Origin of the sequence: Actinoallomurus oryzae (assembly GCF_039541955.1) — a bacterium.
Classification (GTDB): domain Bacteria; phylum Actinomycetota; class Actinomycetes; order Streptosporangiales; family Streptosporangiaceae; genus Actinoallomurus; species Actinoallomurus oryzae.
Genome location: NZ_BAABHF010000019.1, coordinates 832,668 through 858,499 on the forward strand (window position 1 = coordinate 832,668; position 25,832 = coordinate 858,499).

23 protein-coding genes and 1 riboswitch are annotated in these 25,832 nt (G+C 71.7%); of the genes, 15 read left to right on the plus strand and 8 right to left on the minus strand.

Going from position 1 to position 25,832, the window contains the following annotated elements:
- The first annotated feature begins 115 nt into the window (after positions 1 to 115).
- Both ABEA10_RS18010 and ABEA10_RS18015 read left to right on the plus strand, forming a co-directional pair.
- Positions 116 to 1,246, plus strand: coding sequence for a sensor histidine kinase (locus ABEA10_RS18010; RefSeq protein WP_345465042.1), 1,131 nt, complete (start codon positions 116 to 118; stop codon positions 1,244 to 1,246).
- Positions 1,234 to 1,887: a response regulator transcription factor gene (locus ABEA10_RS18015; protein ID WP_329239509.1), complete on the plus strand. Its 654-nt coding sequence runs from the start codon at positions 1,234 to 1,236 to the stop codon at positions 1,885 to 1,887. Before ABEA10_RS18010 ends, ABEA10_RS18015 begins: the two co-directional genes overlap by 13 nt.
- Before the next feature lie 95 nt (positions 1,888 to 1,982).
- Here the strand turns inward: ABEA10_RS18015 and ABEA10_RS18020 are convergent, their stop codons facing one another.
- The 4 genes from ABEA10_RS18020 to ABEA10_RS18035 all read right to left on the minus strand — a co-directional run bounded on the left by ABEA10_RS18020 (position 1,983) and on the right by ABEA10_RS18035 (position 8,112).
- Complete coding sequence (locus ABEA10_RS18020; protein ID WP_345465045.1) at positions 1,983 to 3,599, minus strand: phospholipase C; 1,617 nt, start codon at positions 3,597 to 3,599, stop codon at positions 1,983 to 1,985.
- Between the two features lie 131 nt (positions 3,600 to 3,730).
- Positions 3,731 to 5,341, minus strand: a complete 1,611-nt coding sequence (locus tag ABEA10_RS18025) for a phospholipase C (RefSeq protein ID WP_345465047.1) — start codon at positions 5,339 to 5,341, stop codon at positions 3,731 to 3,733.
- 206 nt (positions 5,342 to 5,547) lie between these two features.
- Complete coding sequence (gene efeB, locus ABEA10_RS18030; RefSeq protein WP_345465049.1) at positions 5,548 to 6,849, minus strand: iron uptake transporter deferrochelatase/peroxidase subunit; 1,302 nt, start codon at positions 6,847 to 6,849, stop codon at positions 5,548 to 5,550.
- A 132-nt stretch (positions 6,850 to 6,981) separates the two neighbouring features.
- Positions 6,982 to 8,112, minus strand: a complete 1,131-nt coding sequence (locus ABEA10_RS18035; protein ID WP_345465051.1) for an EfeM/EfeO family lipoprotein — start codon at positions 8,110 to 8,112, stop codon at positions 6,982 to 6,984.
- A gap of 184 nt (positions 8,113 to 8,296) precedes the next feature.
- On the opposite strand from ABEA10_RS18035, the gene ABEA10_RS18040 reads away from it, so the two are divergent.
- The gene (locus tag ABEA10_RS18040; RefSeq protein WP_345465053.1) at positions 8,297 to 9,187 is read left to right on the plus strand and encodes a sucrase ferredoxin; all 891 of its coding nucleotides are present in this window, start codon (positions 8,297 to 8,299) and stop codon (positions 9,185 to 9,187) included.
- A 157-nt stretch (positions 9,188 to 9,344) separates the two neighbouring features.
- On the plus strand, positions 9,345 to 9,641 hold the full coding sequence (locus tag ABEA10_RS18045) for a WhiB family transcriptional regulator (protein ID WP_285576288.1): 297 nt from the start codon (positions 9,345 to 9,347) through the stop codon (positions 9,639 to 9,641).
- A gap of 132 nt (positions 9,642 to 9,773) precedes the next feature.
- On the opposite strand, the gene ABEA10_RS18050 is transcribed toward ABEA10_RS18045, so the two are convergent.
- Positions 9,774 to 10,436, minus strand: coding sequence for a phosphoribosyltransferase (locus ABEA10_RS18050; protein WP_329239525.1), 663 nt, complete (start codon positions 10,434 to 10,436; stop codon positions 9,774 to 9,776).
- Positions 10,437 to 10,990: 554 nt separating this feature from the next.
- Here ABEA10_RS18050 and ABEA10_RS18055 point away from each other — a divergent pair.
- A complete protein-coding gene (locus ABEA10_RS18055; protein WP_345465057.1) occupies positions 10,991 to 12,181 on the plus strand; it encodes a site-2 protease family protein in 1,191 nt (396 codons plus the stop codon).
- 13 nt (positions 12,182 to 12,194) lie between these two features.
- Here the strand turns inward: ABEA10_RS18055 and ABEA10_RS18060 are convergent, their stop codons facing one another.
- Positions 12,195 to 13,268, minus strand: a complete 1,074-nt coding sequence (locus ABEA10_RS18060; RefSeq protein ID WP_345465059.1) for an alpha/beta fold hydrolase — start codon at positions 13,266 to 13,268, stop codon at positions 12,195 to 12,197.
- A gap of 416 nt (positions 13,269 to 13,684) precedes the next feature.
- Between ABEA10_RS18060 and ABEA10_RS18065 the strand changes: the two genes are divergently transcribed.
- Together ABEA10_RS18065 and ABEA10_RS18070 are read left to right on the plus strand one after the other, a co-directional pair.
- A complete protein-coding gene (locus tag ABEA10_RS18065; RefSeq protein ID WP_345465061.1) occupies positions 13,685 to 14,329 on the plus strand; it encodes a sensor histidine kinase in 645 nt (214 codons plus the stop codon).
- 105 nt (positions 14,330 to 14,434) lie between these two features.
- Positions 14,435 to 14,944, plus strand: coding sequence for a hypothetical protein (locus ABEA10_RS18070; RefSeq protein ID WP_345465063.1), 510 nt, complete (start codon positions 14,435 to 14,437; stop codon positions 14,942 to 14,944).
- Positions 14,945 to 15,003: 59 nt separating this feature from the next.
- On the opposite strand, the gene ABEA10_RS18075 is transcribed toward ABEA10_RS18070, so the two are convergent.
- On the minus strand, positions 15,004 to 16,125 hold the full coding sequence (locus tag ABEA10_RS18075; protein WP_345465065.1) for a YihY/virulence factor BrkB family protein: 1,122 nt from the start codon (positions 16,123 to 16,125) through the stop codon (positions 15,004 to 15,006).
- A gap of 191 nt (positions 16,126 to 16,316) precedes the next feature.
- Entirely contained in the window at positions 16,317 to 17,114 is a 798-nt protein-coding gene (locus ABEA10_RS18080; protein WP_345465067.1) for a TIGR03084 family metal-binding protein, read from the minus strand.
- 547 nt (positions 17,115 to 17,661) lie between these two features.
- On the opposite strand from ABEA10_RS18080, the gene ABEA10_RS18085 reads away from it, so the two are divergent.
- From ABEA10_RS18085 to ABEA10_RS18120, 8 genes are all read left to right on the plus strand, one after another.
- Positions 17,662 to 19,314, plus strand: a complete 1,653-nt coding sequence (locus ABEA10_RS18085; protein ID WP_345465069.1) for a nitrite/sulfite reductase — start codon at positions 17,662 to 17,664, stop codon at positions 19,312 to 19,314.
- 64 nt (positions 19,315 to 19,378) lie between these two features.
- On the plus strand, positions 19,379 to 19,558 hold the full coding sequence (locus tag ABEA10_RS18090; RefSeq protein WP_329239548.1) for an Insertion element protein: 180 nt from the start codon (positions 19,379 to 19,381) through the stop codon (positions 19,556 to 19,558).
- On the plus strand, positions 19,555 to 20,268 hold the full coding sequence (locus tag ABEA10_RS18095) for a phosphoadenylyl-sulfate reductase (protein WP_329239551.1): 714 nt from the start codon (positions 19,555 to 19,557) through the stop codon (positions 20,266 to 20,268). The genes ABEA10_RS18090 and ABEA10_RS18095 overlap by 4 nt, the downstream gene beginning before the upstream one ends.
- Positions 20,250 to 21,014, plus strand: a complete 765-nt coding sequence (locus tag ABEA10_RS18100) for a sirohydrochlorin chelatase (protein WP_345465072.1) — start codon at positions 20,250 to 20,252, stop codon at positions 21,012 to 21,014. The genes ABEA10_RS18095 and ABEA10_RS18100 overlap by 19 nt, the downstream gene beginning before the upstream one ends.
- 555 nt (positions 21,015 to 21,569) lie before the next feature.
- A riboswitch (cyclic di-AMP (ydaO/yuaA leader) is annotated at positions 21,570 to 21,713 on the plus strand.
- Positions 21,714 to 21,724: 11 nt separating this feature from the next.
- Positions 21,725 to 22,483: a CHAP domain-containing protein gene (locus ABEA10_RS18105; RefSeq protein ID WP_345465074.1), complete on the plus strand. Its 759-nt coding sequence runs from the start codon at positions 21,725 to 21,727 to the stop codon at positions 22,481 to 22,483.
- Positions 22,484 to 22,623: 140 nt separating this feature from the next.
- Positions 22,624 to 23,181, plus strand: a complete 558-nt coding sequence (locus tag ABEA10_RS18110) for an RlpA-like double-psi beta-barrel domain-containing protein (RefSeq protein ID WP_345465076.1) — start codon at positions 22,624 to 22,626, stop codon at positions 23,179 to 23,181.
- Positions 23,182 to 23,397: 216 nt separating this feature from the next.
- Positions 23,398 to 24,021: a TetR family transcriptional regulator gene (locus ABEA10_RS18115; RefSeq protein WP_345465077.1), complete on the plus strand. Its 624-nt coding sequence runs from the start codon at positions 23,398 to 23,400 to the stop codon at positions 24,019 to 24,021.
- On the plus strand, positions 24,018 to 25,625 hold the full coding sequence (locus tag ABEA10_RS18120) for an acyl-CoA dehydrogenase family protein (protein WP_345465078.1): 1,608 nt from the start codon (positions 24,018 to 24,020) through the stop codon (positions 25,623 to 25,625). Before ABEA10_RS18115 ends, ABEA10_RS18120 begins: the two co-directional genes overlap by 4 nt.
- Positions 25,626 to 25,832 lie beyond the last annotated feature (207 nt).

Sequence of the window (25,832 nt, forward strand, 5' to 3'; positions counted from 1 at the left end):
GGCTCGCCAGGGCGCCGCATCGGGCGCCCGGTCGCGCCGTGTCCTTCCCGGGTGGGGACCGGCTCCGACTTTGGTAGGTGACGGCTCCGGCCGGCCGCGGGCTAGCTTGAGGCGCGTGAACGAATGGCGATCCCCGCGCCTGGTCGCGGTGGCGAGTGTGGTCCTCGGGATGGGCGCGCTGACCGCCGTGTCCCTGTGGGGACAGGCGGGCGGGTCCCTGTTCTGGCTGGACGCCGCGGTCGCCGTCGTGAGCCTGCTCATGGCGCTCGCCCAGCTGCGGTGGCCGGTCTCCGGCGCGCTCGCCGCCACGCTCCTCGCCGCCGCCTCCCCGGTGGGCACGCCGGCGGCGACGATGGGGGCGTTGCAGGTGGCCCAGCGCAGGCGGTTCCCGGTCGCGGTGGCCGTGACGGCGGCGGGCATGGCGGCCCACGTGGTGCAGGGGCTGTGGCGGCCCAACTCCGGCATCTCCCTCGGCTGGTGGCTGCTGCTGATCTTCGCCGCGTACGGCGCGCTGCTCGGCTGGGGCGCGCTGGCCCGCTCACGCCGCGCGCTGCTCAGGTCCCTGTACGAGCGCGCCCGGCGCGCCGAGGCCGAGCAGGGCAGGCGGATCGCCGAGGCCCGCATGGCCGAGCGGCGCACGCTCGCCCGGGAGATGCACGACGTGCTGGCCCACCGGCTGTCGCTGGTGGCCACCCACGCCGGGGCGCTGGAATACCGCCCGGACTCCTCCCCCGACCAGCTCGCCCAGGCCGCCGGGGTGGTCCGCGCCGGGGTGCACCAGGCGCTGGAGGAGCTACGCCAGGTGATCGGTCTCCTGCGCGAGGAGGACGACGGGCACGACGACCTGGAGCCCCAGCCCACGCTGGCCGACCTGCCCCGCCTGGTCGCCGAGGCGCGTGAGGCGGGCCAGCCGGTGCGCCTGCGCGAGGAGGTCACCGACGCCGCGGCCCTCCCCGCGGCCGCCGCCCGTACCGTCTACCGCGTCGCGCAGGAGGGGCTGACCAACGCGCGCAAGCACGCTCCCGGCCGGCCGGTCGACGTGCTGCTGCACGGTGGCCCCGGCGCGCGCCTGCTGATCGACATCCGCAACCCGCTCGCGGCGGCGGAGTCGGCCCCGGCCGTGCCGGGCGCCGGCCTGGGCCTGGTCGGGCTCACCGAGCGGGTACGGCTGGCCGGCGGGCAGCTGGATCACCAGATCACCGACCGGCAGTTCCGGCTCCAGGCCTGGCTACCATGGCCGGCGTGATCCGCGTGCTGCTGGTCGACGATGACGCAATGGTCCGTGCCGGGCTGTCCATGATGCTCGACGGCGCCGCCGGGATCACCGTCGTCGGCGAGGCCGCCGACGGCCAGGAGGCCATCACCGCCACCGACGCCCACGCCCCCGACGTCGTCCTCATGGACCTGCGGATGCCGCGCGTGGACGGCATCACCGCCACCCGCCGGCTGCGCACCCGCGCCCGTCCCCCGGAGGTGATCGTGCTGACCACCTTCGACACCGACGAGAACATCCTGTACGCGCTGCGCGCCGGCGCCAGCGGGTTCCTGCTCAAGGACACCTCGCCCGCACGGATCGTGGAGGCGGTCACCCGGGTCGCGGCGGGAGACCCGATCCTGTCGCCCCGCATCACCCGGCGGCTCATGGACCGCACGGTCGCCCAGACCGGCACCTACGAGCAGGCCCGCGCCGCGCTGGCCGCCCTCACCCCCCGCGAGCACGAGGTGACCCTCGCGATCGCCCGCGGCCGGACGAACGCCGACATCGCCACGGAGCTCGCCATGGGCGTCACGACGGTCAAGGCCCACGTCTCCAGCATTCTCACCAAGCTCGGGCTGGACAACCGCACCCAGATCGCGCTCCTCGCCCACGACGCGGGCCTGGCCTGACCGGGGCGGCCGGGCGCCGCGGGTCCGCGGGTCCGCGGGTCCGCGGAACGCGACGGCCCCCGCCCGGTGGGCGGAGGCCGTCAGGTGGTGTCAGGTCACCCGGAGGCCGGGGCTCCGGTCTTCGGGTCGAGGATCAGCCGGTCCGCCCTCGCGTGGCGGAAGTCCAGCAGGCCGCCGACACCGCCGGCGCGTACGTCCATCGACGCGTCCCCGATGCGGCCCACCCGCCAGTTGTCCTCGATGAACCGCAGGATCGAGGTCTGCTCGGCGTACGAGTGGTCGACGTGGTTGACCCTGGAGTACGGCGAGATGGCGAGGAAGGGCAGACGCTGGCTCGGCCCGCAGCGGTCCTGGTAGCCCTTTGCGGCACGCACGTTCGAGCACAGCGGCGTGTCCTGTGAGGCGTCGGACGAGCCGTTCGTGACCTTCGGCGGGACGTGGTCGTACCAGCCGTCGGAGTCGTCGTAGGCGATGAAGATCGCGGTGGACTTCCACTGCGGCGACTGCTGGATCTTGTTGATCGTGCTGACGAGGAACTGCTGCTCGTCCAGCGGATCGGAGTAGCCCGCGTGGCCGTCCTGGTACGACGGCGCCTTCAGGAAGCTCACCGCCGGCAGGTTGCTCGCCTTGAGGGCCGCGTCGAAGTCGGTCAGGTCGTAGTTGTGGTTGGCCTGGTCCGTACGGCCGATCGCGGCGACCGAGGACGGCGGCAGGTGCTTGGGGTTGGCGGTCGACTTGTAGTACGCGAACGGGTTGTGGTGCGGGCTGTAGTCCACCACCGGGATACCGCCGACGTTCGGGTGGGTGGCGCCGCAGACCGCGTAGCCGTTGGCCGAGCCGGTCGGCCGGAAGCCGCCCTGGAACCAGCCCCAGGTGACCTTCCGCTGGTTGAGCAGGTCGCCGATGTTGCGGCCGGTCATCACGCCGAGGTTGTTCTTGGACGTGTGGTTGTTGTCCGAGCAGTCGTCGAACGCCGGGTCCGGGTCGTTGATCATCGTGCCGACGCCGTTCTTGTCCGGCGACTGGACGACGTAGGAGTCGCTGACCTTCTCGTGCGTCACCGGGTCGACGGCGTAGATGCCGTGCGTGTTGCCGGAGATGAGGTCGATCGCGCCCGGCGTCGAGGGGCCGAACACCGTGTCCCAGTTGTTGTCGCTCATCGCGTAGTTCTGGGCGTAGTTCCACATGCCGGTGACGGTGTTGCCGTCGAAGTAGTCCATCACCAGGCCCGGCTCACCGAACAGGACCGGCTGGCCGGTGCACTTGTCCTTCTCGGTGTTCTCGACGAACTTGTCCATCTTGCCGCCGTTGACGGCCAGTTGCTCCTTGCCGTACGTGTGGTCCTGGTCGCAGGTCAGGGCCTGTTCGTGCGTGAGCCGCTCGGGGTTGTACTGGTTGGGGTTCTCGGTGAGCAGCTTCCTGCTCAGCCCGTTCACCTTCGGCGTGTGCTTCTTGGCGGTGAACTTCGTCCCGTCCGTGTTGGCCGCCTTCGGGTACGTCCCGAAGTAGTGGTCGAACGAGATGTTCTCGTCGAACAGCACGACCACGTGCTGGATGGGCGTCGAGGTATGGACCGGTGACCACTCGGCGGCGGTCAGCGCGCTTGAGGCGTTCTCGCCGCTTCCGCAGCTCGCCAGGGTCAGCGAACCGGCGGCGACCAGGGCCGCGGCGATCGCCGCCGGTCTGCGCCTCTTCCACTTGCGGGGAGCCATTTACCCTCCAGGATGACGACGGGGCGACGATCATGTTGCCGGAACCCGACGGGCAGGTAAACAGCAGGTGATGACGAAAAGGCGCCCCCGCCCGGCCGAAGCCGGACGAAGGCGCCTCCCGGGGAGCGCGCTCAGCCGAACCGGCGAGCGCCCGTCTTGGGGTCGAGGAAGAGCTCGCCCGCCCTCGGCCGGTGGAAGTCGAACATGTGGCTCAGGTCTCCCGCGCGAGCGTCGAACGAGCCGTCGCCGATCCGGCCGACGCCCCAGTTCTGCTCGATGAACTTCGTGATCGAGGCCTGCTCGGTGTAGTGGTGGTCGACGTAGTTGACCTTGGAGTACGGCGAGATCACCAGCAGCGGCAGGCGCTGGCTCGGCCCGCAGCGGTCCTGGTGGCCGCCGGCCGCCTTGGCCTTGCCGCACAGAGCCGGGTCGTCGTTGGCGGCGTCGGAGGAGCCGTTGGTGATCTTCGGTGCGACGTGGTCGTACCAGCCGTCGGAGTCGTCATAGGCGATGACGACCGCGGTGGACTTCCACTCGGGGGACTTCTGCAGCTTGTTGATCGTGTTCACGAGGAACTGCTGCTCGTCCAGCGGGTCGGAGTAGCCCGCGTGGCCGTCCTGGTACTCGGCCGCCTTGAGGAAGCTCACCGCCGGCAGGTTGCCCGCCTTGAGCGCGGCGTCGAAGTCGGTCAGGTCGTAGTTGTGGTTGGCCTGGTCCGTACGGCCGATCGCGGCGACCGAGGACGGCGGCAGGTGCTTGGGGTTGGAGGTCGACTTGTAGTACTGGAACGGCGAGTGGTGCGGGCTGTAGTCGACCGCGGAGACGCCGCCGACGTTCGCGTGGGAGGCGCCGCAGACCGCGTAGCCGTTGGCCGAGCCGGTCGGCCGGAAGCCGCCCTGGAACCAGCCCCAGGTGACCTTCCGCTGGTTGAGCAGGTCCCCGATGTTCTTGCCGGTCATCGCGGCCAGGTTGTTCTTGGACGTGTGGTTGTTGCCGGAGCAGTCGTCGAACGCCGGGTCCGGGTCGTTGATGACCGTGCCCACGCCGTTCTTGTCCGGCGAGGCGACCACGTACGAGTCGCTGACCTTCTCGTGCGTCACCGGATCGACGGCGTAGGCGCCGTGGGTCTGACCGGCGATCAGGTTCAGCGCGCCGGGGGTGGACGGCCCGAAGACCGAGTCCCAGGAGTTGTCGCTCATCGCGTAGTTCTGGGCATAGTTCCACAGGCCGGTGACGGTGTTGCCGTCGTAGTAGTCCATCACCAGGCCCGGCTCACCGAACAGGGGCGCGGCGCAGGTGTCCTTCTCGGTGTTCTCGACGAACTTGTCGACCTTGCCCCCATTGACGGCCTTCTGCTCGTGGCCGTACGTGTGGTCCTGGTCGCAGGTGAGGGCCTGCTGGGGACTGAGGCGCTTGGGGTTGTACTGGTTCGGGTTGTTTGTGAGCAGCTTCTTGCTCAGCACGTTCGCCCGAGGGGTGTTCCTCTTGGCGACGAACTTCGTGCCGTCGGTGTTCGCCGCCTTCGGGTAGGTGCCGAAGTAGTGGTCGAACGAGACGTTCTCGTCGAACAGCACCACGAGGTGCTTGATCGGGGTCGTGGTACGGACGGGCGACTCGGCAGCCGTGAGCGAGGTCGCCCCGCCACCGGTCGTTCCGCAGGCCGCGAGGGCCAGCGAGCCGGCGGCCGCCAGGGAAGCGGCGATCACCACCGGCCGCCGTCTCTTCCACTTGCCGGGACCCATCTTGCCTCCTGGGGAAATATCAAGCTCCGGGCCCTGAAACGGAATCCCGGGGGCCGTGTCGGTCCAGCGGGGATCCCATCGGACCGGGACGAAGATCGCGGTGATGGAAGGTGTCCCGCAGGTGAACAAGGCCCCATAAGGGATTGAAGGATCTTTACCTGGCCTTCACGGGCCTTCACAGCGGCGGTCGTTCACCCGCCGTACATCTACGCGAGGAGCGTCCGCCCGAGGAAGTCCTTGGAGTCGCGTACGCCCGGCAGCGCGAAGAAGTAGCCGCCGCCGAACGGGGTGATGTAGTCCACGAGCGGCTCGTCGATCAGGCGTTCCTGTACGGCCTCGAACTGGCGCTTCGGGTCCTGCTGGTAGCAGGTGAACACCAGGCCCATGTCGAGGTCGCCGACGGCGTCCACGCCTCGGTCGTAGTTGTAGCTGCGGCGCAGGATCCGGCTGTCGGCGGTCTGCGGGGTACGGGGGTTGGCCATCCGGATGTGGCTGGTCAGCGGGATGACCTTCCCGATCGGGTCCTGGGCGAACTTCGGCTCGTCCAGCTCGTGCGTGCCGTCGAGGGGCGCGCCGGTCGCGCGGGCACGGCCGAACATCTGCTCCTGCTCGGTGATCCCGACCCGGTCCCAGAACTCCACGAGCATGCGGATCAGCCGGATGACGACGTACGAACCGCCGGCCGTCCAGGCGGGCTCGCGCGCGCGGTCCGCCCAGACGAGGCGGTCCATCTCGCCCCCGCTCGCGGTGTCGGGGTTGGCGATGCCGTCCTTGAAGCCCATGAGGTTGCGGGGCGTGCCGCTCGGGCGCGGCGGGCTGGTGAAGCCGCTCATCCGCCAGCGGATCTGCGCCGCGCCGCGCGTGTGCCGCGCGATGTCGCGCAGCGCGTGCACGACGGTGTCGTCGTCCTCGGCCGACAGTTGCAGGCTGACGTCGCCGTGGCACCAGTCCGGGTCGAGGTCGTCGTTGGGGAACATCCGCATCGGCTTCAGCCCGGCGGGCTTGCGGCTCGCCAGGCCGTACCGGTCGTCGAACAACGAGGCGCCGACGCCCACCGTGACCGTCAGCCCGCCGGCGGGCACGTCGGGCCCGAGCACTCCGGAGTCGGGCGGCGGCGCGCTGATGCCGCTGTCGTCCGGCGCGCCCCCGGCGGTGAGCGTGCGGGCCCGGTCGGTGAGGGTGCGGAAGAACTCGGTCAGCTCGCCCCGCCCGGACGCGATGACGTCGAGGGAGACCACGATCGTCCGGGGCCGCGGATGGTCGAGGATGCCGGCCTGGTGCGCGCCGTGGAACGGCCGCGCGGGAGGCGGGGTGGCACGGCCGGGCGGCGCGGCGGCGGCGCTCGCGGACGCTCCGGCGAGCGAGCCGGCCACACCGGCGGCGAGGGCGCCGCGCAGGAAGGACCGGCGGTCGCCCCGCGGCGCGCCCTCGCGCCGTGACGCGCCGTCCCTCCGTGGCGCATCCGCGCCCCGCGACGCGCCGTCGCCGTGTGGACTCCGCTCGGTCATGAGTCCTCCTTCGTCGGAGGGAGTGACCACGGGGGCGCGCCTTCGATTCCCTCGCTCCGCTCGGTCATGAGCCCTCCTTCGCCGGAGGGAGTGACCACAGGGGCGCGCCTTCGATTCCCTCGCTCCGCTCGGTCATGAGACGCGCCTCGGCTCGGCGATCGTGGCGATCGGCGCGAGCAGCTCCAGCAGCCGGCCCGCGGTTCCGTTCAGGCGCTCGCGCTCCGTGGTGGACAGGCGGTCGACCGAGGACCTGCCCTTGAGCTGCGCGTCGAACCGGTCGAGCCAGGTGTCGACCTGCGGCAGGGCCGGATAGCGGTCGCGCAGGAGCGGCCGGAGGACGCCGAGTACCTCACGGGTGCCCTCGACGTTGGCCGCCGCGGTCTTGAGCGTGGTGCCGCTCCCCTGGTCGGCCTTGCCGGTGAGCTGGAACTGCAGGGTGTTCTCCAGGATCTCGTGCGCCCTGAGCGGCAGGTCGGCGGGGTCCATGCGCTGGTGTGGGAAGTCGGACTTCAGGGCGCGGGTGTCGTGGGCGAGCCGGTCGGCCACCTTGCGCAGCGACGCGGCGGACTCCCCGTGCCACAGGCCGTACTCCAGCCGGTGGAAGCCGGTGAAGCCCGGGTCGTGCACGCCTTCCGGCAGGCCGGCGGGGCTCCCGTTGATCGCGCCGTCGAAGTCGCCGAACGTGCCGTACGCCGCGCCGAGGCGTTCGTACGCGAGGTGGGCCGGTGTCCAGGCGGAGCGGGCGGCGTCGAGGTCTCCGTCGTCCACGGCCGCGCGCAGCCTGCCGGTCGCGGCGATGAGGCGGTCGAGCCCGGCGTCGACGTACTTGGAGTACGCGCGTGCCGGAGCGTACAGGTCGTTGTTGGTCACGGGCAGGACGCCGGCGCTGCTCCCACGGCCGCCCGCGATGCGTATCGACGGGCCGGTGACCGGGTCGCCGCCGGCGTCGTCCTCGCAGCGGAAGGCGTAGGTGCCGCCGCCGAGAGACAGGTGCAGCCGCCGCGTCACCCCGGGCCCCAGGCCCTCGATCTCGGCGTAGACCGCCCCGGAGGCCGGATCTATGAGCGCCACGCCCGCGGCGGTGGCGCCGTCGTTACGTACCGTGAGCACCTGACCGCCCGCGTGAGGCCGCTCCCAGCCGGTGCCGCACCTGCTGGTCGACGCCTCGATGGCCGCCGGGCGGGCGACGCCGCGGGTCGGGCGGGCGTCACCGGCACTGGCCAGCAACAACGCCACACTCACGACCAGGAGGGGCGTGCGCATGGGGCTCCCATGGTCGGTCTCGGGGGGACGGGAACACTGTAGAGCGTGCACGGTGCCGCACGTCGATACCTTCGGGGATTTCCGAGGCGTGTGTTCACTCTGTGTTCATTCGCGACTCCAGTCACCTCGCGTGACAGCAGCTAGTTAGGTTAGTCTTACCTAATAAGCCTGTGAAGGGGGTTCGTTGCGGGACGACCGATGCACGCACTGCGCCGGGTGCCACACCGGCCGGCGTTCGTGCCTGGCCAGCGCGACCGTGGGCTCGCGCGCCTGGTTGCTCATCGAACACCCCGGTCCGTGGGGCGAGGACGTCGACACCATGGCGCTCCCTCCACCGCTCGTCGAGGCCATCGCCCGCGCCCGGCGCCACGGCGTACGCCCGCAGCTCATCCGCACCCCCCGCCGGCGGCGCGCCACACCGCCGCTCCAGGTGTACGCCGGGTTCTCCGGCCCCGGCGGCGGCGTCTGGCTGGAGGGGCGCGAGCTGGAGGACCCCGAGGAGCTGGCCGATCTCGACCTGGCCGCCGTCGGCGCCGGGCTGGCCCCCGGGTTCGGCGTGCCGGTCGCGGGCCCGGTGTTCCTGGTGTGCACCCACGGGAGGCACAACGCGTGCTGCGCCCGCGTCGGCGCGCCCCTCGCCCGGTTCCTGCACGAGCGCTTCGGCGAGGTGTGGGAGACGACACATGTGGGCGGTGACCGGTACGCCGCGAACCTCGTCTGCCTGCCCCACGGCCTGTACTACGGCGACCTGGACCAGCGGCGCGCGCTGACCGCGGCGGAGGAATATCGGCGCGGCCGGGTGGTCCTCGAAGGCTTTCGCGGCCGGGGCGGCCAGCCCGAGTCCTCGCAGGCGGCGGAGCATTTCGTCCGCGCTCGTACGGGGGTCCTCGGGGTCGAGGACGTCACCGTGGAGTCGGTGGCCGGCGACGTCGCCGTGGTGCGAGCGGGCACCGCACGCTATAGGCTCCGGGTGGAGCAGAGGCCGATGGGCGCGTGCGGTCCCGGATGCGGCGAAGACATCCGAACATATGTTGAACGGGACCTGACTCTTCTCAACGCGACGGCCCTCGTGTAACCTCTCCGAGGCCCTGTACGCCGTTCCTGAGAGGACACGGCGCTCTCCGGGGAACATCACGGCGCTTCTCGACGTTGCAAGTTTTTGGCACGTACTCACCGTTTGGCGCCCGTGACCGAAATTTATGCTCACCCGCAAGCTACGAGGTGGTAGTTCTATGGCTCAGGTACGTCGGCAGGCAAACCTCCCCCGCCCTAGCTGGGGCTGGCAGGACGCTGCCGAGTGCCGGGGGGAGGACCTCATCCTGTTCTTCGGCCCGGACGGTGAACGTCAGCCGGAGCGGGAGATCCGCGAGCGCAAGGCCAAGGCGGTCTGCATGCGCTGCCCCGTGCGAGGAGAATGCCTTGACTATGCCGTGTCCCGGCCGGAGAAGTACGGCACGTGGGGCGGCCTGAACGAGGACGAGCGCGCGTCGGAGCGCCGCCGCCGCATGCGCCGCGCCAACGCCGCCTGAGCGAGAGCGCAGCCTGCGGCCCCGCCCCCGCGGGGCCGTTTCCATAGAGCCGGTACCGCCGAGGGCGGATCCGGCTCTTGTCCTCTCTGAGAGCGTCTCCCCCGCACTCGACGAGCGTCTCCCCCACACCGGTCAGGTGTGGGGGGCGTGCAGCAGGGACAGCACGTCTCCGTCGGTCAGCTGGTCGAAGTGCTGGTACCACTGACCGACCGCGCGGAAGGACGACGGGGCGGCCAGGACCACCAGGTCGTCCGCGGCGGAAGAGAGTTCCCACACCGTCTGGGCCGCGCCCACCGGTACCGCCAGCACCAGGCGCCTCGCGCCCTCCGCGCGTACGGCGGCCAGGGCCGCCCGGGCCGTGCCGCCCGTCGCCAGGCCGTCGTCGACGACGACCACGTCGCGGCCCTTGAGCGGGGGCAGCGCACGGTCGCCGCGGTAGGCGGTGATCCGGCGGGCGAGTTCGGCGCGTTCGCGGCCGGTGGTGGGATCCAGGTCGCGTTCGGTCAGGCCCAGGCGGCGGAGCAGGTCGGCGTCGAAGACCGGCTCGCCGCCCTCGGCGATCGCCCCGACGCCCAGCTCCGGCTGGCCCGGACAGCCGATCTTGCGCGTGACCAGGACGTCGAAGGGAACGCCGAGTCGCTCGGCGATCTCGTGCGCGACCGGGACACCGCCGCGGGGCAACGCCAGCACGACCGGATCCGTGAGGCCCAGTGCCGCCACACGCTCGGCGAGCACCCGCCCGGCCTCGGTCCGGTCGGTGAACGGCAGCCGTACGCCATGTCCGCTCGAACCCACGGTGAACCACCTCGAAAAGCCGGTTGTCCGTGGCTCTACCCACCCGCGGGGTCCCTCAACGGGCGTCGCCGGGAGCCGTCCAGGGGCGCTGGTGCGACGGGTTCCGGTCCCTGGACGGACTCTCGATCAGGCGACGAAAAGACCTACGGGGCGATTTCCCTGCGCCGGTATTACCCGGATCAGGTGGTGGAGGTCGCCGATACCGGCGATGCCGGTTCGGCCTCTCAGCCCTTCCATGGAATCTCGTCGGAGCTCCTTTAACTCCTTCTCGATTCTGTGGTCGGGCTCCCTCGCTCGTCCCGCAGGCCTGTTTTCAGCCTCCGCAAGGGCCGAACGGCCTTCCAGGGCCGAAGGTCCCACCGCCACGGGACCTTCGTCGCCTGTCCGTCCCGCGGCCCCCCGGGGCGCCGGGAGCACCCTCCTCCTCCGCGTGCCGCCCGCGGCCGGCGGGCCCGCCTGCGACCTTCGCCCGCTCACCGGGGACCAATGGACGTACCCCGGCCGGCCGTACGAGCCGAGAGTGGATGCTGGGTCACCATGTCGAGGAGGCGGCGATGAAGCAGAATCTCCGGCTGGGCCACGTCGCGGGCATCCCGGTGGGGGTCAACTGGTCGGTCGTGGTGATCCTCGTGCTGATCGCCGACATCGTCGCCGGGAACGTCCTGCCGCGCGCGGACGCGGGCCGGCCCGCGAGCGTGTACTGGGCCATCGCGATCCCCACGGCGCTGCTCTTCCTCGCCTCGCTGCTGGCCCACGAGGGCGCCCACGCCGCCGTCGCGCGCAGGCGGGGCCTCGGGGTGCGTTCGATCACCCTGTGGATGCTCGGCGGGGTCGCCCAGCTCGACGGTGAGCCCAAGACCGCCCGTACGGACCTCGCCGTCGCCGCCGCGGGCCCGCTGACGAGCCTCGCCATCGGAGGGGTGCTGTTCGGCGCCGCGGAGGGGGCCTCGACGGCAGGCGCGCCGGGCGTGATCGTCGCGGCGCTCGCCTGGACCGGGGCGACCAACGCGTTCCTGGCCGTGTTCAACCTGCTGCCGGGCGCGCCGCTGGACGGCGGCCGCATCCTGCGGGCGCTGGTGTGGATGCGGTCCGGCGAGCGGTCGCGCGGCGACCGCGTCGCGACCATCGCCGGGCAGGTCATGGGCGCCGCGCTCGTCGGCGCCGGCGTCGCCCAGCTGATCTTCCTCAGCCAGACGGGCGGCCTGTGGCTGATGCTCATCGGCTGGTTCCTCATCTGGACGGCCGGGGCGGAGGCCCGGTCGCGGGTGGCGCAGGAGGCCGCCGAGGGCGTCCGGGTACGCGACCTGATGGTCCCCGAGCCCGAATGCGCGCCCTCCTGGCGGCCGATCGGGGAGTTCATCGCGAGCGTCGCGGCGCGGTCGCGCCAGTCGGCCTTCCCCGTCACCGGGTTCGGCGGCGAACCCTGCGGCGTGGTCACCCTGGCGCGCCTCACGCGCGTGCCCCCGGCCCGCACCGGCGACCGGATCGACACGGTCGCGGTCGCGCTGCCCCACGACTACCTGGCCGCACCGGAGGACCCCGCCGCTCCGCTGGCCGGGCGGCTGCCGCTCGCCGGCACCGTGCTCGCCGTCGTCGTCGCCGACCACCGCGTCGTCGGCATGGTCACCGCCGACGACCTCGGCCGGCTGGTCCAGCAGAGCAGGCTGCGCTCCAAGTACGCGCCCCGCCGGCCCGCCGAGCCCGCGTCCGGTCCACCCGTACGGCGGCCCGAGGACGGCTCTTAGGGAGGGAACGCGCTCAGGAGCGGTGGTGGTGCTGGGCCCGGGCCGGCTTGGCGATCCGCTCGCCGGGTACGGACGCGGCGGCGACCAGCTTCGGCGGCGTGACGCGGCTGATCAGTCTCCAGACCTGCTCGCCGAACTCACGGGGGCGTTCGAGCACCAGCAGGTGGCCCGAGTCGGGGACCACGACCAGCTCCCCGCCGGACATCGCGGCGACGAGCGCCTCGGCGTGCGCGAGCGGGGTGATCACGTCGCGTTCGCCGACGAGGACGAGCACCGGGATGCGGCCGAGCGCCGGCAGGACCGAGTGCAGGTCGTACCGGACGAGCTCGGTGTAGAACTCGGCGATCACCTGGATCGGCACCGACGCCATGAGCCGCGTCGTGAGCCGGGCCACCGGGCGGGGCACCCGCGAGCCGTACAGGTAGGGCCAGGTGATCAGGTACGTCGCGCCGCCCGCGGACCGCCGCGCGCCGTCCACGAGGCGTGCGTGCCGCCGCAGCCGGCTGAGCGTGGCGGGCACCAGGCGGCGCACGACGAACGGTGCCGTGATCGACGGCAGGCCCGCGGTGATCGTGGACAGGCCTCCGGCGGAGGTCGAGGAGAGGAGGACGCCCACCACCCGTCCGCCGAACATGCCGGGGTGGGACTTGGCGAGGGCGAGGATGGCCATCCCGCCCATGGAGTGGCCGACCAGCACCAGCCGTCCGCGCGGGGCCGCGGCCCGGATCACCGCGAACAGATCGCGCCCGACCTGGTCGATGGTGGCGTTGGGCGGCGTGCCCCAGCCGGACCGGCCGTGGCCGCGATGGTCCCACAGGACCACCCGAGCCTTGCCGGCCAGCATCGTGCGCTGGACGTCCCAGCTCGTGCAGTTCAGCAGGTAGCCGTGGCAGAAGACGACGGTCAGCGGGGCACCGGGGGCGTCCTGGATCTCCACGTGCAGCTCGACACCGTCATCGGCGGTGACGGTCATCGACCGGGTCGGCGGCGGATGATCGGGTTCGGCCCCGGCGACGGAATGTCCGGGTATCGGAAGCAACGAGCGTCCCTGTTCCGCCAGCGCGCTGGCGATGTCCGTGAACGACATGACCACCTCCGCCGGGCGGCGCCGCCCTGCCTCGGCAGGCCGCCACCGTCACTCGCCATTGAGCCTGCGGCCGAGGCGGCTGGAGATCCTCGGCCCGTCTCCCCAACGTGCGGCCGAACCCCCCTTCCCCCACAGGTTCTCCCTTACACGTTGCGTCACACCGTGAAGCCGGGCCAGGGGCGAAAGTCCTGAATATCGCGCCCGGCGACCTCGGGCGCCTCTCACGCCTCACCGGCCACGATGCGTATGAACCGGTCATTCGCGGGGTAGGGCGCATGTGCGTTGATACACCCGCATTGGGTACGAAAATCCGTGACGCCCCCAGGACCATCCCCCAGCCGACGGGCGGCCCGCCGCCCGTGAGCCGTACGGCCGACAGAGAGGGATGGACCTTGGCCACACCGAGAAGGCCGGTGATGAACGACGACGGCCGGGGGGCGGCCCCCCTGGCCACCGCGGAGAGCGGCGAGCGGCTGTCCCCGGGGCTGGCGGACGGCCTGATGCATCGCCTGTTCGCGGTCGGCCTGGACCTGCACGCCGCGCTGACCTACATCGAGGCGAACCTCGGCGCCGACGTCACGGTCGCCAAGGTCCACAAGGCCATCGACGGCCTGGACGGTGCGATCAAGGACTTTCGCGGCGTGGTGTTCGACCTGCGTCCCGAGGGCTCGGCCGAAGGATCGGGCCTGCGGGCGCTGATCGTCGAGGCGGTGGAGCGGGCCTGCGGCCCGGGCCGGACGTGCCCGGCGCTGACGCTCGGGCACGGCATCGAGGCGATGATCGACCCGTCGGCCTGGCAGCGGGTCGCCCGGCTGGTCCACCGGGCCCTCGCCCTCGTCCCCGGCGAGCGCCTGCCGGACGTCCACGTGATGATCAGCGCCGACCCGCGGCCGCCCACCTGGCTCGTCATGCACCTTGACGCGCCCGCGGGCGTCCTCACCGAGGTGGCCGGGCGGATCCGCGTGCTCGGCGGGCACGGCACGGACGTCTCCCGCCAGGACCCGCCGCCATCCCCCGAACGTTCGCGAATCCGCCTCGAATGGCCCATGCCGGCGCACTGATCCCCAAGCCCGCCCGGATCTCCCCGGCCGGATACCCGACAGTCGCTCACGCCGCGTGGCGTTACCGCCACGGACGGCGCGCCGGGCCTACCGTGGGGTGTGATCATGAACGAGGTGATTCACGCATGGTGCCTGGTCAACGGCTCGTGGGTGGAGCGCGAGGACCCGGTGATGGCGATCTGCGAGCCGTACGGCGGTGACGTGCGCGCGGCGGTGGCGAACCTGGGCTACGAGGCGTGGTGCCAGGTCGGCGAGCTGCCGTCGGTGCCGGTCTCGCTGACGCTGTACTCACGGGAGACGCCGCCGTTGCAGTTCCTGCTGCAGCTCGAGGGCAACGCGGGCAACGTCGTCGAGCACGTCTTCGCCGAGACGCTCCCGGACGCGATGGAGCTGCTCGCGCGGTGGACGCCGATCGCCCGCCCCTGGTACGGCAAGGGACGCGGCGGGGACCTCCGGGGGCATGCGGAGGACGGCTCCGCACGCCCCCAGGAGGGTCCGGGACGTCCGGAGACGCCCCCGGCACGCACGAGAACCCGGCGCCGGTCCCCGGCGCCCCGCCCGGTGCCCTCCCCCGCACCGTCCGCGGTCGACCGCCTGGCCTCGCCCGGCGCCTGACCCCGGACGCCCAGAACCCCGCCCGTCGTACAGCAGGGCGTGGGGTTCCGTGCGGTCTCTCAGGCGCTGCGGGACTCCGGCCGGGCCTGCTCGCTCTCCCCCGGCTCCCGCGACTCCCTTGTCTCCCTCGTCTCCCTCGTCTCCCGGGGCGCGGCTTCCTCCTCCGGTGCGGGGTCCTCGTCCGCCTCGTCGGCCGCCGCGACCTCGACGCGCCGCTCGGCGGCCCGCAGCTGCTTCTTCGCCACCCGGGCGCGCGCCTCGGCGGCCTCGGCGCGGGCCCGCGCGGTGTGCTCACCGGGCCACAGCTTGTCGATCTCGGCGTTGAGCGCGGCGCCGATCAGCACGGCCAGGGCGGTGACGTACAGCCAGGCGAGCACGGCGATCGCCGCGCCCAGCGAGCCGTACACCGTCACGCCCGACGCGGAGCCGTCCAGGTAGAGGCGCAGGATGAGGCTGCCCAGCGCCCAGATCGCCAGGGCCACGGCGCCGCCCGGCAGCCCCCGCCACCAGGCCGTGCGCACCGGGACGCTGAGGTGGTACAGCGAGGCGAGGAACACGATGGAGACGACGATCAGCACCGGCCAGTACAGAACGTGCACCACCCGCGCGCCCTCGGGCAGCCAGCGCAGGACGAGCGTCGGGCCCGCGACCAGCACCGGGATGATCACCAGGCCGACGCCGATCCCGGCGATGTAGAGGAAGAACGCGCGCAGCCGCGTGCGGATGACGCCGCGCACGCCGGACAGGCCGTACGCGATCGTGATCGTGTCGACGTAGACGTTCAGCGCGCGTGAGCCGGCCCACAGCGAGACGAGGAAGCTCAGCGAGACGAGCTCGACCCGGCCGCCCCGGAGGACGTCGTCGAGGAGCGGCCGCACGACGGTGTCCACCGACTGCTCGGTCAGGACCGTCTGCGCCTTCTCGATCACCCACGTGCGGATGTCGGCCACCGTGTCGTCGCCGAGCATCGACCGGAAGTGCCCGAGCGTGCCGATCAGCCCCAGCACGAGCGGCGGCAGCGACAGCAGGGTGAAGAACGCCGCCTCGGCGGCCAGGCCGGTGACCCGGTAGCGGAACGCGGAGACGCTCGTACCGCGGACGATCCGCCACACGGCGGACCGGATCCGGGCGCGTACCGAAACCTCGGCAACGCCCGCCGAAGCATCGGAGAGGGTGGTCACGAACGTCTACCGTAGCCGTGACGCGTCCGGTACGTGCTGCGACGACCACTTCGCGGGATGTCGCGCCACCTGTCGCAGAGCCGGTCCGGCGCACGGAGGGACCCGTCGTCGCCGGGCGCCCGGCGGGAGGTACGCCTCGCGGAGGTGCCGGCCATCCACCGCCCTTCCCTCGTCACCGCCGGGTCGGGAACTCAGGCGAACCGTCCCGGGCGGCGTCCGGTGCCCGGCGGCCCCGCGAACGCCTGGGCGATACCGATCCATTCTTTCGCGACGGCGCCCGAGACCGCCAGATCCACATCGGCCGGATGCCGCCGCTGCGTGACGACGAGGCAGAAGTCCAGCGCCGTTCCGCGTACGACGTCGGCAGCGCCCTCGGGCCCGGCGGTCCACGGGCCGCCGCCCGGCAGGGTGAGCTCGATCCGCACCGGCACGCGCGGGACCGGGCGCCGGCGCACCACAAAGCTCCAGGGCAGGGCGCGTACGCCGATCTCGGCCACGTGACGCAGCCGGTCGGTGGGTTCGCGGACCGCGTCGCGGCCGGCCTCCCGCAGGCCGTCGACGACGTCCTGCCCGTGCGCCCAGGTCTCCATCAGCCGCGCCGTCGCGAACGACGCCAGGCCCATGTCCGGGCCGTACCAGGGGATCCGCGTCTTCGGGTCGGCCGCGGCGAGCGTCTCGGTCAGGCCGGCGCGGGCGGAGCGGAACCAGGCGAGCAGGTCCTCCCCCGGCATCGACCGCCGCTCCGCGACGAGCGCGTCGGCGTCCAGGCCGGCGTCCGCGGCCGCCCGCGCCTCGGCGCGGAACTCCTCCGGCGTGGTGACCGCGCGCACCGCCGCGTCGTCGAACCAGGCCAGATGGGCGATCTGGTCGCGTACCGCCCAGCCCTCGGCCGGGGTCGGGACGTCCCAGACGCCCGGGCCGAGGAGCCGGTTGAGGTCGGCCGTCTCGGCGCTCAGGTCACGGATCAGCACCTCTGTCGCCACACCCATCGCATCAGCGTACAGAACCGCGTTCGGTGCGGCCTGTGCTGCGAGAATGGGACACATGATCTGTGAAGCGTGCCGCGACCGGCGACACGACGAGTGCCGTGGCGGCACATGGTGCGACTGTCAGCACCAGCCCCCGGCCGGAGGCGACGAGCCGGACACCGAACCGGACGCGCCCGAGCCGCCGGTCAACTGGCTCCGTCAGGGCTGAGAGCCGGGAAGGCTCAGAGGCCCGAGAAACGCCTGGTACCTGTGACAGGGCCGAGGCCAGAGATAGGGACGCCGTTCCGCATATCGGACAAGGTTGGACACCCATCGAACGGCATGTCATCATCGGTGTATGGCTGCTGCGAACCCGTTGCTGGTGATGCGCCGGCACGTTGACTTTCTTCGCGTGGGCAGCGCCATCTGTCGTTGACACTGATCAACCGCCACTGCCTCATGGGCGCGCGGTATGCCGGTGTCGGATTTCCTCCAAGCTCAGCGTAGAGCCAGCAGCGAGCCTGCCGGTGTGCTCCGCGTCCACCATCCACCACGGAGGACGCGCACGATGCCACCCCGTCAGCGGAGGCGAGGCGAGGGTCAGTGGGCCCTCGGTTATCGCGAACCGCTCAACAAGAACGAAGAGGGCAAGAAGAACGACGACGGTCTGAACGTCCGCCGTCGGATCCTCGACATCTACTCAAAGTCCGGCTTCGACTCGATCGACCCGGCCGACCTGCGCGGCCGATTCCGCTGGTACGGGATCTACACGCAGCGGCGTCCGGGGATCGACGGCGGCAAGACCGCCGTCCTCGAGGACGAGGAGCTCGACGACCGCTACTTCATGCTGCGCGTCCGCATCGACGGCGGCCGGCTGAACGCCGCCCAGCTCCGGGCGATCGCCGACGTGTCGAGCAAGTACGCGCGCGGCACCGCCGACGTGACCGACCGGCAGAACATCCAGCTGCACTGGATCGAGATCGAGTCGGTGCCGGCGATCTGGGAGACGCTGGAGGCCGTCGGCCTGACCACGACCGAGGCCTGCGGCGACACGCCGCGCGTGATCATCGGCTGCCCGCTCGCCGGGATCGCCGCCGACGAGGTGATCGACGCCACGCCGCAGCTCCAGGAGATCCACGACCGTTACATCGGCAGCCCCGAGTTCTCCAACCTGCCGCGCAAGTTCAAGACGGCGCTGTCCGGCTGCACGGCGCAGTGCACCGTCCACGAGATCAACGACATCGCGTTCGTCGGGGTGGTGAACGACGAGGGCGAGGCCGGCTACGACCTGTGGGTCGGCGGCGGGCTGTCCACCAACCCGATGTTCGCCAAGCGCCTCGGCGCGTTCGTCCGGCCCGAGCAGGCGCCCGAGGTCTGGGCCGGGGTCACCGGGATCTTCCGTGACTACGGCTACCGGCGGCTGCGGAGCCGCGCCCGGCTCAAGTTCCTGATGAACGACTGGGGCCCCGAGCGCTTCCGCGAGGTGCTGGAGAAGGAGTACCTGGGCTACAGGCTGCCCGACGGGCCGGCGCCGGGCGGGCCCCGTGACGCCCGCCGCGACCACGTCGGCATCCACCGGCAGCGCGACGGCGCCTACTACGTCGGGTTCGCGCCGAGGGTCGGCCGGGTCAACGGCGACCTGCTGCACGTGATCGCCGACCTGGCCGAGGAGTACGGCTCGGGCCGGGTGTGCACGACGACCGAGCAGAAGATGGTCATCCTCGACGTGCCCGAGGAGCGCACCGAGGCTCTCGCCGCCGAGCTGGAGGCCCACGACCTCCAGGTACGGCCCTCGGTCTTCCGGCGGCAGACGATGGCCTGCACCGGCATCGAGTACTGCAAGCTGGCGATCGTCGAGACCAAGCAGCGCGGCATGGACCTCATCGAAGAGCTGGAGAAGCGCCTCCCGGACTTCGACGAGCCGCTGAGCATCAACCTCAACGGCTGCCCGAACTCCTGCGCGCGCGTCCAGGTCGCCGACATCGGGCTGAAGGGCCAGCTGGTCACCGACGCCGACGGCAACCAGGTGGAGGGCTACCAGATCCACCTCGGCGGGACGGTCGGCGGTGCCTTCGGCAAGAAGATCCGCGGGCTCAAGACCACCGCGGACGAGCTGCCCGACTACGTCGAGCGGGTCCTGCGCCGCTACCAGGACCAGCGGAACGACGGTGAGTCCTTCGCCGACTGGGTGCAGCGGGCGGAACAGGAGGACCTCACGTGAACGAACGGAGTGAGCGAACCGAAGGCACGCGCCAGTGGTCACACCCTCCGACGAAGGAGGACTCATGACCGAACGAGCGGTCCCCTTCTACTGCCCCTACTGCGGCGACGAGGACCTCGAGCCGTACGAGAGCGACGGCGGCTGGCACTGCCGCGCCTGCACCCGTGCGTTCAAGCTGCGGTTCATCGGCACCGGCGCGCTCAGCGCCGCCGTCCCCGCCGACCCGAGGGGGCGGGCGAGATGACCCTCACCTTCGAACGCCCGACCGCCGCGCTCGACCTGACCGACATCGTCGAGTCGGCCGCCGACGCCCTCGAAGAGGCCCCGGCCGAGGAGATCGTCCGCTGGGCGATCGCGACGTTCGGCGACCGGATCTGCGTGACGTCCTCGATGAAGGACGCCGTGCTGGTGGACATCGCCGCCAAGATCCGGCCGGGCATCGACGTGCTCTTCGTCGACACGGGCTACCACTTCGCCGAGACGATCGGCACCCGTGACGCCGTCGAGGCGGTTTACCCGGTCAACGTGGTGAACGTCACGTCCTCGCGTACGGTCGCCGAGCAGGAGCGCGACCTGGGGCCCCGGCTCTACGGCCGGAACCCGGACCTGTGCTGCCACCTGCGCAAGGTCGAGCCGCTGAACCGCGCCCTGGAGCCGTACCTCGCGTGGATCACCGGGATCCGCCGCGAGGAGACCGCGCACCGCCGCGGGGCCAGGGTCGTGGAGTGGAACGCCTCGCGCGGGAAGGTCAAGGTCAACCCGCTCGCCCGGTGGACGCACGAGCAGCTCGGCGCGTACATCGAGGAGAACGGCATCCTCGTCAACCCGCTGCAGTACGACGGCTACCCCTCCATCGGCTGCGAGCCGTGCACCCAGCGGGTCGCGCCCGGCGACGATCCGCGCAGCGGCCGGTGGGCCGGCACCGGTAAGTCCGAATGCGGCATCAACCTCTGATCACCTGTGCACTCCCGCCGCCTCTGGTGGCGGTGGCGCACGGCAGCCGGGACCCGCGTGCGGCGGCGACGGTCGAGGATCTGCTCGACCTCGTACGCCGCCGGTCCGGGCTGCGGGTGGTCACGTCCTACCTCGACCACGCGCCGCCGACGCCCGGCCAGGCGCTCGGGGCGCTCGCCGGTGACGGCGCCGGCGAGGCCGCCGTCCTCCCCCTCCTGCTGACCGCCGCGTACCACAGCAAGACCGACATCCCCGGCGCGCTGACCGAGGTGCGCCGGGACCACCCGCGGATGCGCCTGTGGTACGGCGCGACGCTCGGGCCGCACCCGCTGATGATCTCCGCCCTGGAGCGGAGGCTGGCCGAGGCCGGTGTGACGCCCGATCCGGACACGGCCCTCGTGCTGGCCGCCGCGGGGTCGAGCGACCCGTCGGCCAACGCGACGATCGGCCGGATGGCCCGTGGCTGGCTCGGATGGCGGCGTGTCGTCCCCGCCTACGCCTCCGCCGCGCGCCCCACGCCGGCCGAGGCCGTACGCGGGCTGCTGGACGCCGGGGCTCCGCGGGTCGCGGTCGCCTCCTACTTCCTCGCCCCCGGCCATTTCGCCGACAAGGTCCGTGACGAGTCGCTCGCGGCCGGGGCGACGGCCGTCTCGGCGGCGCTCGGCGCCGCGCCCGAGCTGGCCGAGATCATCGAGCAGCGCTACACCGAGATCATCACGCTCGGTGATCAAGCAGCTGTCGGCTGAAAACCCTTATTTCATCGGGGTTTCGGGCTTGACAGACCCGGCCACGTGATCTTCTCGCAGGTCAGAGGCGGCGGATGTCCATATTCACCCTTTACGGCCCGAAATATGTTTGCTATGTTCGGTTGACCGGCGGCGCCCCCCATGCGCCGTCCGTAATATCTCCGCCGGCCAGGGCCTGCCCACCAGCACCACCGCGTGCGGCACGCGACGACGCGTGAGAGGGGCCCCCCTTCCGGGCCGCGACGGTTCATAACCAAGAGCGCCGCTCCGCGCATCCCCTTGCGATCCCCCCTCATGGATCCACCTCCGATGCCGGTTCGGCAACGCGCCGCATCCGCCGCGAAGCGACGGAGCCGGACCCCGTGTCTCTGACAGGGCGTGTGGCACGCCTCCAGTGTGCCCGCAGGGCGACTTCCCGCCCGAGCCCGTGGGGTGATCGGCAGGCGCCGGGAAGTCAGGAGTGCACCGGACGAATGGACGACAAGATCCCCTAGACCTGAGAGAAGTGGCCGTACACACGGCCCGCCATCCCCCTGTTCTTCGAGCCGTCCCCTCAGACGGCTCCCGCTGAATCCGCATTTCGCGGAACCGGGGACCCACCGCACCACTGGGGTGAATCGGCGCATCCCCTTTGCGCCGTAGGGCAGCTTCCACGCCCGAACCCGTCAGCTAACCCGGTAAGCGGCATGGAAGCAAAGGAGTGCTCGAACGTGTCAGGTCGACACAAGAAGTCATGCCGTCTGCTGCGTAACACCAGACTCGGCGGTTCCCTCGCCGCCGTCACCGCCGTCGGCGCGACCGCGATCAGCCTGATCGCGGCGGCCCCGGCCGGATCCTCCCAGAAGGTCGACGCGGTCTCGGCCGGAGCAGTGGCGACCGTGCCCCACGACGCCGCGTCCCCCAAGAAGCCGGACACGCTGGCCCTGGCCGACAAGAAGGCCGGCAACGTCAACACCGAGAAGCGCCAGGTGCTGCCCAGCGCGAGCGACGCGCTGAAACTCGCCGAGTCCCAGGTGGGCGTCACCGAGGACTCCTCCGGTGGCGGCACCAAGTTCCAACAGTGGTTCGTCTCCTCTCCGTGGGCCGAGCGCGGCGTCCAGCGCGACGGCGGCAAGGTCTCCGACTACGCCAACGCGAACTGGTGCGACATGTTCGTGTCCTGGATCGGCGCCAAGCTGGGCGTGAAGGGAATGGGCGCGGACGCCTTCACCCGCACCCACGCCCAGTGGTTCAAGGACCAGGGCCGCTGGGGTGAGAACGCGACGCCCGGCGCCGTGGTCTTCTTCTCCTGGAGCGGAAGCAAGTCGATCGACGACATCGACCACGTCGGCATGGTCATCAAGGACAACCACGACGGGACTATCCAGACCATCGAGGGCAACACCGACAACGCCGTGAAGATCCGCACGCGCGACAAGTCGTCGGTCGTCGGCTACGGCTACCCCGAGTACGGCTCCAGCGACGCCTGAGCCCTCTCCCCGCCCCGGCCGCGCGCCGGCCGGGGCGGCCCGCCCTGCACGTCGACTCCCCTGTGCTGAGAGGCCATCCCCCCATGTTCGAATTCGCCAAGCATTCCCTGGATCGATTCTCCACTAAGACGATCGCCTCGGTGGCGACCGGTGTCGTCGTTGCCGGCGCCGGCCTGTCCGTCGCGCTCACCCACTCCACCGACTCGTCCCCGGCCGCCCGTACGAGCAGCGTGCAGGTGACGCAGGAGGACTCGGGCCTGCTGGGCCCCGGCTCGGAGGGCCACGCGGTCAAGCTGCCCCGCCAGGCCCCCACTGAGAAGGCCGACAAGAAGGCCGCCCTGCCGGGCGGCGTCTCCACCGGCACGTCGTTCTGGGACGCGGAGACCGCGTCCGGCAAGCCGATGTCGTTCCACACGGTCGCCAGCCCGTACTGGCCGCTCGGCACCAAGGTGAAGATCACCGTCGGCAAGAAGAGCGCCGTCGGCGTGGTCGAGGACTTCGGCCCGGCCGAATGGGCGGTCGCCCAGCACAACCCGCCGGCCATCATCGACCTGTCCGAGGAGATGATGCAGTACTTCACCGGCACCCGGTCCAACTCGATCCCCATCAAGTTCCAGGTGCTGCAGCTGGGCGACGGCCCCGTCTACCGCCACTCGGGCACCGGTTACGACATGGCGACCGGAATCTCCGAGAAGTAGCCCTCTCCCGCCCCCATCCCCCCTGGGGGCGTTCGGGGCCCCTCCGCCCGAGGGGCCCCGGACCTTTTTCCGAGGCCCCGGATCGTTCTCCGAGAGGCCCGGACCGTTTCTGAAGTGCTGGGACCGTTTCCGAGGGGCCCGGACCGTACTCCCGCAGAGCCACGGACCGTTTTTCCGTGGTTGCGTCGAAGAAGTGAACTGCGGTTCAATTCTTGTGTGCCGTACCGCCGCACGCCCCGCGTCGAGGCGCGCCTGAGCGCCTCGCGGGAGCGCATCCTGTCCGCCGCGCTCGCGATCGTCGCCGAGCACGGTTACGCGGGATGCTCGGTGGCCGCCGTGGCGCGCCGGGCCGGTGTCGCCACCGGCAGCGTCTACCGCCACTTCCCGGCAAAGGCCGACCTGGTCGCGGAGGTGTTCCGCACGGCGTCCCGGCGCGAGGTGGACGCCGTCGCGCGAGCGGCGGCCCTGGAGGGCACCGCCGCCGAGGCGGTCGCCGCGGTGATCGAGACCTTCGCGGGCCGCGCGCTGCGGGCCCCGCGGATGGCGTACGCGCTGCTCGCCGAGCCGGCCGACCCGGCCGTCGACGCCGAGCGGCTGGTGTTCCGGCGCGCGTACGCCGACGCGATCGCGACGCTCATCACCCGGGGCATCGCCGCGGGCGAGCTGCCCGACCAGGACGTCCAGGTCAGCGCCGCGGCGCTCGTCGGGGCGATCGGCGAGGCCCTCGTCGCCCCGCTGGCGGCGGGTGCCGCCGCCGGCACCGCGCGGGTCCCCGAGGTCACCGGCGACACGGCTCACCTCATCACCTTCGCCCAGCGCAGCATCGGAGCGGTCCCATGACGACGCATGACGTGTTCAACCAGGTCCCCCCGCTGACCGGCTACGACGTGGCCGACGACCCGGCGCTGCTGGACGGGCTGTTCCGCGAGGGCGGCGGCTGGGCGACCGAGGAGATCCACGAGCTCGGCCGGCTGGCCGGCTCGGAGGAGGCGCAGGAGTGGGGGCGGCTCGCCAATGAGTACCGCCCGGTGCTGCGCACCCACGACCGGTACGGCCACCGCGTCGACGAGGTGGAGTTCCACCCCGCCTGGCACGAGCTGATGAAGGTCGCGGTCGGGCACGGGCTGCACGCCCGCGCGTGGACCGAGCGCGCCGGCGCGCACGTGGCCCGCGCCGCCAAGTTCTACGTGTGGCGCGTCGACGCCGGGCACGGCTGCCCGATCTCGATGACGTACGCCGCGGTGCCCGCGCTGCGCCAGGAGCCCGAGCTCGCCCGCGCGTACGAACCGCTGCTGACCTCCGGCACGTACGACTTCGGCCTCCGCCCGCCGCTGACCAAGGCCGGCATCCTCGCCGGAATGTCGATGACGGAGAAGCAGGGCGGCTCGGACGTCCGCGCCAACACGACCCGCGCGGTCCCGCAGGCCGACGGGACGTACCTGCTGACCGGGCACAAGTGGTTCACCAGCGCGCCGATGTGCGACGTCTTCCTCGTGCTGGCCCAGGCCCCGGAGGGCCTGACCTGCTTCCTGCTGCCGCGCGTGCTGCCCGACGGCACGCTCAACCCGATGCGCCTGCAGCGCCTGAAGGACAAGCTCGGCAACCACTCGAACGCCTCGGCCGAGGTGGAGTACGAACGCGCCGTCGCCTGGCGCGTCGGCGAGGAGGGCCGGGGCGTCCGCACCATCATCGAGATGGTGAACATGACGCGGCTCGACTGCGTCATCGGCGCCGCCGCCGGCATGCGCCAGGGCCTGGTCCAGGCGGCGCACCACGTCGCGCACCGGCAGGCGTTCGGCGCCACCCTGATCGACCAGCCCCTGATGCGCAACGTCGTGGCCGACCTGGCCGTCGAGTCGGAGGCCGCGACGGTGCTGATGCTGCGCCTGGCCGGCGCGACCGACCGCGGCGAGACGGCCTTCAAGCGCCTGGGCCTGGCGGTGAGCAAGTACTGGGTGTCCAAGCGCTGGCCCGCGCACAGCGCCGAGGCCCTGGAGTGCCTGGGCGGCAACGGTTACGTCGAGGAGTCGGGCATGCCCCGGCTGTTCCGCGAGTCTCCGTTGAACTCCATCTGGGAGGGGTCGGGGAACGTCGCCGCCCTGGACGCCCTCAGGGCCATGATGCGTCAGCCGGAGACCGTGGAGGCGTTCTTCGCGGAGGTGGAGGCCGCGACGGGCGCCGACGCCCACCTGGACGCCGCGGTCGCGCAGGTGAAGGACTCACTCACCGACACCGCGACGATCGAGCTGCGCGCCCGCCGGATCGTGGAACGTCTCGCCCTGGTCCTGCAAGGATCTCTGCTGGTCAGGCACGGCCACCCGGCGATCGCCGACGCCTTCTGCGCCTCCCGCCTGGGCCGCGACTGGGGCACCGCGTTCGGCACCCTCCCCGAGGGCCTGGACCTCGACGCCATCATCGCCCGCGCCACCCCGAAGGTCGGATGACACGGCCGCCTGACACGTGCGGACAGCCGCGGTCACACCAGTGCCATCGCGCACCTCCTTCAAGATCATCCGCTAACGAACCGGCTAGTAACCCGGCCTCTCGGAGATCTCGTGGAGTTCGGTGCAGCCCAGGCAGGGCTGGCCCACCGTTGCGCAGTGTAACCGGCGATGGGCCGACGACGACCATCGTCAGCTCTACATGCGGAC